The following is a 7,533-nucleotide window of genomic DNA, read 5'->3' as shown; positions in this document are numbered from 1 at the left end:
CATCGTGCCGCCGAACTGCCTGTCTGGCTGCACAGATACAATTGGCATCGTCCACATGGCAGCCTAAAGTCAAAAACGCCTATCAGTCGCCTCGCCCTGATCGAGGACAACCTGTTGAAGCTCCACACCTAGGTCACTATCGGGGGGCCTTAAACCTGAACAGCTCCATCGTCGCGGCTGCTGCGGAAGCAGGAGCTATCACTGGGACCCGTACTGGTGCTTGTCAGCCGCTGAGCCGCTACTTCGTCTTAGGAAGAGCATTGTCCTTGCCAAAAGCCGGCCAGTATTTCGAGATTGCCAGTGTGGCGCCGGCTGAAGAGAAATGACCATAGTCGAAATATAAAAACTCTCCTCTATCGAAATAGGCGCAGCGTCCTGCGCTGCACAGGAATTTCAGCGGATCGATGAATGTGGCGCCTTTGGTAAATGAGCGCACACGTTCGTTGACGTCGGGGTCCATCGCGATCGGCCAGGACGTATCGTCCAGATTTTGGCGCTTGGCGAAGAACGCAATTTTCCGGACGTCAGTTGGGAACTGCGGAGACTGGCCGATGACAAACACGCGCACGCCCAGGGCACGAAGCGTAGCGATTGTTTGCTGAAGACCGTCGAAACCTCTGACCTCATAGTCACTCCATCTACCGCTGAGGATAACCGTCTTGATGTCCGCTTCCAAGATGACGTCCAAGGCCTTGCGATTGAACCGGACACAATCAAGACGATCGTACGGGTAGTAATAGAGTATCGGCGCGCAGCTGGCGTACGTATATTCAACGATGTTCGCCTGCAATCGATTTATGTTAGCACCCAAGCCGGAAACATAGTGCGCGGCGAAGGAGTCGCCCCACAAAAAAACCGTTGTTGGAAAACCGCTGGTGCGCGTGCAATCCTCCATATTCCAGCTTTCGATCCGGCTGGTGCCCTCGTTGAAACAGATGCCATTCCTCCAGTCCCCGACGGAAATGCGCCGCTGGACATAGTCCGGAAACCGTTGCGGAAAGCCGTTGCCGAGCGCCCCCGCCGCTCCGCCGGCACAAAGGACAACGATCGCGAGCGCTGAAAAGGCGAAGATAGGCCCCGGGGAGGTGAAGGCCCTCTTCTGTCGAAACGGCTGCTCTACAAACTTCCAGGAGAATGCAGCCAATGCGAGGCTTGCCACCAACATCGCACCGGTCATCAACGGATCGAGTTTTTGGAACGAAAGATAGTGCGCGAACGCATTGAGAGGCCAGTGAACAAGATACAACGAATACGAGATGAGCCCAATCCAGACCAGCGGCCTGACTTCGAGCATGCGGGTGGCGACCGTCGAGGGGGTATTTTGGCCAACATAGATCAGAAGGGCCGTTCCGATGCATGGATACAAGGCGTTGTAGCCTGGGAACGGATCACTCGCCGAAATCGCGAAGAACCCGATGGCGAGAAGGCCAAATCCGGCCACCCCCACCGACTCCATCAGGAGTCGGTTGCCCAGCGGCGAGGGGCATTTGAGCATGAGCAGGGCGCCCAACATGAGTTCCCAGATTCGGGTCGGCAGCAGATAGAATCCGGCGGTGGGTGCCAGCGATGTCGCCATCACCGCCACTACGAAGCTGCAGAGAATTATCGGAAGAAGTGTCGTCAGCCAGCGCTTCCCGATGTAGCGATAGATTAGGAACATCAGGATTGGTGCGAAGATGTAGTACTGCTCCGCTACGGAAAGCGGCCAAGTGTGCAACAGTGGTAGAAGCGCGGCATCGATAGAGAAGTAACTTGACGTTTTCCAGAAGAAAACGTTCGACCAGAAGGTCGAGGTAGCTATGATGCTAAGACTGAATCCGCGCAGATCCGGTGGCAGAAGAATGAACAATGCCGCAATGCAGGTGAGAAGCATCACAAAGACGAGCGCCGGCAGAATGCGCCGGGCACGGCGCCAGTAGAAGTTGACGATGGAAAATTGGCCGCGTTCAAGGTCATCCAGGAGGCTTCCGCTGGTTAGGTAGCCGGAGATGACGAAGAAGATATCGACCCCGCTAAAGCCACCCGGGATCGCCGAAATTCCGAAATGAAAGAGTACGACCGGAAGTACAGCAACGGCCCTAAGGCCCTCGATATAGCGCCTATATTGCATCCAGCGGTTCCTTTTATTTTAGATCAGGACGCGATTGGAAGCTTTCAATCTCCGGTAGGAGTGCTGCCGAGATAAGGGCGGTATCAGCCACCTTTATCCGTCCCGAATGTTCTGTAAGTTGCAACTGGTACAGAAGCACGATCGCCATCGCCGGCCTTGACGGCCTGATTGTCGAGCAGATCGCGCGGATCGTTGACCATCACGGCCAGGTTATGTCCTGTCGAACAACCAAGCGGCTGTTTGAAGGATTCTTCATTGGGTAAGGCACCATATGAGGGACAGACCGGCGGACGGGCGTGATAGACAATCGCCTCAATTCGCACTGAGCCGGCGTCGTGTTGATCGCGCAATTGAATGTTGTCTTCTTCGATTGCCAACTGCCTGGCCTGATGGGCTACCCCTGCGCTGAGCTGGGGCGAACCGCTGATGAGGAGGTGGATGGCATCGAACCGGCCGCGACTGGCCTTGTCTAGGAAAACACGCAAACGCTGCCGTTCGGAAGCGCGCAGGCTTTGCAACGTCAGGACGGTGGTCTCCTCTCGGACAAGCATTGGTGCCGATGGTTCGACATCAACTGGCGTAGTGCTTGTGCAGCCACTTACGCTTGGTGCCAGAGCGACAAAGAGGATTATAAAACGCAACATCTTTGGATGACACTATTCGATGATGAAGCCGAGACCGCCCTGGGCGCTTGGCGCGCCCGCACGGATAGCAGCGCGGTCTCGCGGGGGACTTGTCACGGAATTCGTCGGAGCGCCCCCTCCGTTCAAAGCCGGTGCCGCCCGCTCGGTCGGTGCGCTCATCTGGTTTGGGTTGGAGCCTGGTCTTACAATGTAAGGCGTAACTAGAATGACCAGTTCTGACTCCTCTTTTTGAAACGAGGTCGAGCGAAAAAGCGGTCCCAGGATCGCCAGTTCTCCGAGCCAGGGAAAGGCCCTGACATCATTGTTGACGTTCCGCCTGATTAGACCGCCGATTGCGAAGCTCTGGCCGCTGGCGAGTTCGACGACCGTATCGGCTCGGCGCGTGGAAACTGCCGGCACGGAAATTCCGTTGATTTGCACGGCACCTTGCGTCGACAGTTCACTGACTTCGGGCGTTACGTGAATGTTGATTTGATTGTTGCTGAGAACTGTCGGCACAAATTCCAGACTGACGCCGAAGTGACGGAATTCAACCGATACCTGCCTGTTTTCCTGCAGGACAGGAATGGGAAATTCGCCGCCCGCGAGAAAGCTGGCCTTTTCACCCGACATAGCGGTGAGGTTCGGCTCAGCCAGGACGGAAGCTATATGCTCCTTGGCGAGCGCGTCGAGAACCGCGCTGACGTTGACGGCACCGTTGTCGAATCCGATTTCTGCTGTACCGCCACCCTGGGTTGAACCAGACCCAGCGCTTGCAGCGCTTCCGCTTAGAACGCCCACTTTGAAATTGCCGATTTGACCGAAGGCGGACAAGTTGACGCCGAGTGACTTCATGGCGCTGCGTGAGACTTCGGCTACGCGCACGCTGAGGTTAACTTGCAGGGATCCAGCGACCTTGATGTTGTTGACGACTTGCGCTCCGTCGCCCAGATATTGCTCAGTGACTCTTTTTGCGGTGTCGGCGACCTCTGCGTCGGGCGCCGTCCCGCTAAGGATTGCGCCGCGCGGCGTATAGTTGACGCGGATGGGATAGTCGCCGACCTGCTCCCGCAACATGGCGCGTAAATCCCCGATCGGTTGCGTGACAACGATACGCAATTCGGCGAGAGGCTCGCCATTGCCATCCAAGGCGAATAGGCTGGTCCGCCCCGATTTCTTGCCAAAGACGAAGATTGTTTTGCTCGATGGCGCCTGAAAATCCGCGATCGTGGGGTCAGCAACAAAGATGGTCGTGGCTGGCCCGGGCAGATGAACGGTCTCCCCGAGCGAAGAGGAAAGGGTCAGCGTGGCGTTGATGCTATTCGAAGCCGCATGCGGCGGGCCTTTGTCCTGCTTGTTTTGCGCCGCGACACCAAGTGGGAAAGTCACAATAAGCGCGCAGAGGAGATGGCCCAGGTAACGGGGCACTGCAGGTCTTGTAACCTTGTTGGCGATCGCCCGCCAATTGAGCGCAGCGCAAGGATGTTGAAGGATCAGCAAAATAGATCTTCTTTCGATTCGACAAACTATGCGGACGAGGCGTCAGTCAATTCTAGGATGTAACCAATGCCTCGGATGGTCTTGATCCGTGGCGTTGCACCTGATCTGGTCAGATGTCCCCGTAAACGATAAATTCCGACTTCAAGCGCGTTGGCAGACACGTCGTCGTTGAATGAATAGAGGTGATCTTCCAATTGCGCACGGGGCACGATGCGGCCTGCCCGGTTAAGCAGGTGCTCTAGAACACAGAGTTCGCGACGTGCGATCATCATTGGGTGCCCATCAACGAAAACCTGGCGGGCGACCGGATCAAAGTCGAGATTGCCAAATACGAGCCTCAGGTCGGTCATCTGTGTCGCCCGGCGCAGAATGGCTCTCATTCTGGCAATAAGCTCATCGGTAGAGATGGGTTTGAGCAGAAAGTCGTCCGCACCACCGTTGAAGATCGCAATTCGCTTATCGAGATCGTTAAGGCTGCTCATAATGACGGCAGGAACTGAATGCCCGTGGGTCCTCAACTGCCTCAGCCAACCCAAGCCATCGCCATCTGGCAGAGCCAATTCCAGCAGGAGAATTTCATAGCTGGCGCAAGAAAATGCACTCGAAGCCAGTTCCAGAGTACCAACGACATCAACGACGAAGCCGCCATCCCCGAGCGCAAGTCGCATGGCGCGCGCAAGATCCGCATGATGATCCACGAGCAGCGTTCGCATTTCATCTCCTCTCGAAGAGGGACGGCCCATCGAACGCGTCACCGGCGGCCATCTGATCGGAGCACACGGCGCGCAACTCGTCGCAGCTCTCGGAACTGGTCCGAGTCGGAGGGACATGCAAGTCGCTCGGTGGCAATAGGCGCGGGTGAGGACCAACTGACGGGCTCAAATACGCCGGTCGGCGAACCCACGAGGCCAGCAACCCGCGTGCGATTTCTCGTTGCATCATCTCTCCTACGTGCAGCCCCTGCGCTCGCAAGGCAGCGTCGCGGCTCAGAGCCCGATTCCCACAGAGGGTAGGGTTAGCTTTCGAGAAACTGATTGAACAAATCGATTATTTGGATCGAATGCATCCACGGTATGGATGCAGCGCACCATCTTCAACGACTGCGGCGTCCTGATGCACTGTTGTGTCTGTCGTGCTCTGCTTTTTTCGCTGTCCTTCAAGGCTGGCGAGCCTGGTGGAACCTGCGCGTCATTGGCTTGGTAGCTTGAATGCTCAACAACGGAGCGCCCTGCGCAAAGCCGCTCTCATTTCCAAAAAGCCTTGCAATCTGGTTGGAGCACTTCGCGCTCGACACCAAAATAGGCGAGGAAAACTGACGTCTGACAGGGATGTACATGCAACAGCCGATTTGCGGCACCAGCAAACGACCGCGTTCAGGCTGAAGATCGACGACCAACGGCTCCTCGATTTCCGCACTTTTACAAGCTCTTCCTGTGCGGGCGGATGCCGGCAAACAGCAGCACAGGGTCAGCGAAACCGGGAGCGGGCCTGCTTGATCGCCATGATCACATTGCCGCTGTCGCGCGTGCGGAGCGGAATGCAATCGGTCCAGCCGGCGGCAATCCGGTCAGCACCATCGTCTGCACGAAGCTCCCTGACGAAGACGTGCCCGAATGCGCTCAACAAAGCCGGGCGGCGGATCTTTCCAATCGCCGAAGGTGCGGGCTGGCACCGAGCGGCGAACTGCGAACTCATTCCTGCCCGGCGGCGCTGGCCGCCGCGAGCGTCGATGCGGACCCAGCCGCTCCGAATCCTCCCACAACACGATGAGCGCGTCGCGGACATCGCTGCCGTAACAGCGGCTGCGGCTCTTGCCCGCAGACGGCCTCTGCTCACGACGGTTCATAAGACGGATCGCGCGCTTGCGAATAATAGCCGGTTACCGCCTCGAACTCATCCAGAATGCGCCGCTTGTCAACGCCGCAATAAAGCTCCACGATCGCCGCTTCACCGTGTCGCCATGCTGAGCCGCGCCATCCTTCCCCCGAACCGGAATGGCACGACCTGTCCATCCCCTTTGGAACAGGACACTATTGGTAACATTTTGCTTGAGGCAATGCGGCTCGTTGCCTTCCTTTTCGCTGACCGGAAGGGTACCGGAAGTCGTCTATCGCATCTTACCCGCTGAAAGCGGCAACACCTCGACCTCAATCGCAGATCATAGGAAATAGACGATCGCGTCGGGGCCTCAGCATCGGTTCACCGGGTTTCCGTCATCGACTGAAGCGAATTGCCCCATCGACCGTCACCGGGTGGGCCGCGATACGTCGCCGTATATGATTAGCGAGCGCACGTAGCGGAGCCATAGCTCTCCACCCAGCCATGTTCCCCTAGTTGGAAAATGTCCGGCGGACCAGAGGTGCTGTCGTCAGCTTTTCCTGAATAGCGGCCAAGGCAATCCCTACCAGTCCATCACCACCTTGCCGGAACTGCCGCTCTTCATCGCATCGAAACCGATCTGAAAATCGTCGATGCCGATGCGGTGGGTGATCAGGCCGGAGACATCCAGCGGACCCTGCACAAGCGCGATCATCTTGTACCAGGTTTCGAACATCTCGCGGCCGTAGATGCCTTTGAGATGCAGCATCTTGAAGATGACCTTGTTCCAGTCGATCTCGAAGCCGGTCGGCGCGATGCCCAGAATGGCGATCTTGCCGCCATTGTTCATGGTGTCGATCATGTCGCGGAAAGCGGGGGCGGCGCCTGACATTTCGAGGCCGACGTCGAACCCCTCGGTCATGCCGAGCACCGGCATGACGTCGCGCAGCTTCTCCTTCGAGGCGTCGACGACATGCTGGACGCCGAGTTTCTTGGCTAGCGCCAGCCGCACCGGGTTGATGTCAGTGATGACCACTTTGCGCGCGCCGACGCATTGGGCGACGAGCGCGCCCATGATGCCGATCGGCCCGGCGCCAGTCACCAGCACGTCCTCGCCGACCAGATCGAAGGACAATGCGGTGTGGACGGCATTGCCCAAGGGATCGAAGATCGCGGCAATCTCATCGGGCACATCGTCGGGGATCGGCACGACATTGTGCTGCGGGATCGCCAGATACTCGCCGAAGGCGCCTGGACGGTTGACGCCGACGCCGAGCGTGTTGCGGCACAGATGCCCTCGCCCGGCGCGACAGTTGCGGCAATGGCCGCAGACGATGTGGCCTTCGCCCGATACACGCTGGCCGACCTTGTATTCGGTGACCGCTGCGCCGAAATCGGCAACGGTGCCGACGAATTCATGGCCCGTCACCATCGGCACCGGCACCGTCTTCTGCGCCCACTGGTCCCAATTGTAGATGTGCA

General features: G+C 57.8%; 5 protein-coding genes and 2 pseudogenes. 1 reads left to right on the top strand and 6 read right to left on the bottom strand.

The window, feature by feature from the left end; all coding sequences use genetic code 11:
- Nucleotides 1-132, top strand: a pseudogene (locus EN884_RS18100) (IS481 family transposase); the annotation flags it as partial.
- Between the two features lie 106 nt (nucleotides 133-238).
- Here EN884_RS18100 and EN884_RS18095 read toward each other — a convergent pair.
- From EN884_RS18095 to tdh, 6 genes and pseudogenes are all read right to left on the bottom strand, one after another.
- A complete protein-coding gene (locus EN884_RS18095; protein WP_063169260.1) occupies nucleotides 239-2,110 on the bottom strand; it encodes an acyltransferase family protein in 1,872 nt (623 codons plus the stop codon).
- Between the two features lie 83 nt (nucleotides 2,111-2,193).
- On the bottom strand, nucleotides 2,194-2,754 hold the full coding sequence (locus EN884_RS18090) for a CpaD family pilus assembly lipoprotein (RefSeq protein WP_063169261.1): 561 nt from the start codon (nucleotides 2,752-2,754) through the stop codon (nucleotides 2,194-2,196).
- A 12-nt stretch (nucleotides 2,755-2,766) separates the two neighbouring features.
- Nucleotides 2,767-4,188 carry a type II and III secretion system protein family protein gene (locus EN884_RS18085; protein WP_063170365.1) on the bottom strand — a complete coding sequence of 474 codons (1,422 nt, stop codon included), beginning with the start codon at nucleotides 4,186-4,188 and terminating at the stop codon, nucleotides 2,767-2,769.
- A gap of 71 nt (nucleotides 4,189-4,259) precedes the next feature.
- On the bottom strand, nucleotides 4,260-4,946 hold the full coding sequence (locus tag EN884_RS18080; protein ID WP_063169262.1) for a response regulator transcription factor: 687 nt from the start codon (nucleotides 4,944-4,946) through the stop codon (nucleotides 4,260-4,262).
- 805 nt (nucleotides 4,947-5,751) lie between these two features.
- A pseudogene (locus EN884_RS39615) lies at nucleotides 5,752-5,920 on the bottom strand (transposase); the annotation flags it as partial.
- 714 nt (nucleotides 5,921-6,634) lie between these two features.
- Nucleotides 6,635-7,533: L-threonine 3-dehydrogenase (gene tdh, locus EN884_RS18070; RefSeq protein ID WP_127219194.1), on the bottom strand; the 899-nt coding region annotated here is incomplete at its 5' end.

It is taken from the genome of Mesorhizobium sp. M7A.F.Ca.AU.001.01.1.1, from assembly GCF_004022735.1.
GTDB lineage: Bacteria > Pseudomonadota > Alphaproteobacteria > Rhizobiales > Rhizobiaceae > Mesorhizobium > Mesorhizobium ciceri.
The sequence above is the reverse complement of the archived record's forward strand: the minus strand, read 5'-3'. Positions and strand labels throughout refer to the sequence as shown.

Coding starts and splice junctions, on each gene's coding strand:
- EN884_RS18080 (WP_063169262.1), bottom strand. CDS start 4,946: ATGCGAACGCTGCTCGTGGATCATCATGCGGATCTTGCGCGCGCCATG.
- EN884_RS18095 (WP_063169260.1), bottom strand. CDS start 2,110: ATGCAATATAGGCGCTATATCGAGGGCCTTAGGGCCGTTGCTGTACTT.
- EN884_RS18090 (WP_063169261.1), bottom strand. CDS start 2,754: ATGTTGCGTTTTATAATCCTCTTTGTCGCTCTGGCACCAAGCGTAAGT.